This window comes from Streptomyces sp. BE303 (assembly GCF_036290945.1).
Lineage (GTDB): Bacteria > Actinomycetota > Actinomycetes > Streptomycetales > Streptomycetaceae > Kitasatospora.
The window spans coordinates 1-786 of sequence record NZ_JAQYWZ010000676.1 but is presented as its reverse complement, the minus strand read 5'-3'; the positions used below and the strand labels follow the sequence as shown (position 1 = coordinate 786).

Annotated in this window: 3 protein-coding genes; all 3 read left to right on the top strand. The window is 75.1% G+C overall.

Annotated features, from left to right (window positions below; genetic code table 11):
* Positions 1 to 246, top strand: a 246-nt coding sequence (locus PUR56_RS16195) for a hypothetical protein (RefSeq protein ID WP_329949446.1), incomplete at its 5' end; no start/stop codon positions are given.
* Entirely contained in the window at positions 243 to 479 is a 237-nt protein-coding gene (locus PUR56_RS16190) for a hypothetical protein (protein ID WP_329949445.1), read from the top strand. The genes PUR56_RS16195 and PUR56_RS16190, both read left to right, overlap by 4 nt.
* Positions 480 to 555: 76 nt before the next feature.
* Positions 556 to 786, top strand: a 231-nt coding sequence (locus PUR56_RS16185; RefSeq protein WP_329949444.1) for an NUDIX domain-containing protein, incomplete at its 3' end; no start/stop codon positions are given.

The window sequence follows — 786 nt, the reverse complement described above, 5'->3', positions numbered from 1 at the left end:
TGCCCCCGCATGCCCGTGTACACCCCCGTCGTCGGGGAGGTGGTCCGTGACTTCGGGTGCCGTGTCCCCGCCGGTGGGGTGCTCGAAGGCGTCTACATGGACACCCTCGGCGGCCTCGCCTACCTCCGCCACGAGGGCGGCGGCTGCGAGTGGACCACCAGGCCCGAACTCGTCCGACCCCTGCCCGAACCCCGCTACCTCAGCGTCCAGCAGCCCAGCAGGCCGCGCGCCGACGACCCGGCGTGAACCGGGCCCCCGCGCTCGTCGCCACCGCCCTCGGCGTCCCCGCCCTCAGCACCCTCACCGCCGCCCTCGCCTGCCGGCCGATTCACGACGGACCGCTCGGACCCCGCCTCCTGATCTTCGGCCTCGTCCTCGCCACCGGCATCAGCGCCGGCCTGCCCGCCTGCTTCACCTGGCTCTCGCCCGACACCCACCCCGACCCCGACCCCGGTCCCGATTCCGACCCCACCCCCTGAACCCCCACGGTCGGGCCGCCGGCCCCGGCGCGGGCCCGACCGGAATTGCCGTCAACTCCCCACCGAGGAGACCCCCGTGCTCAACAACCTCCCCACGATCCTGACCCACCCGCCCCGCCGCCGCCTCGGCCACCAGGCCCTCGTCCTCAACCGCGACGGCGCGATCCTCCTCGTCGCCACCACCTACCGCTCCGGCCTCATGCTCCCCGGCGGCAGCGCCGAAGCCGACGAACTCCCCCACCTCGCCGCCCGCCGCCACACCGAAACCGAAACCGGCCTCGTCCTCCCCCTGCGCTCCGTCCTCGCC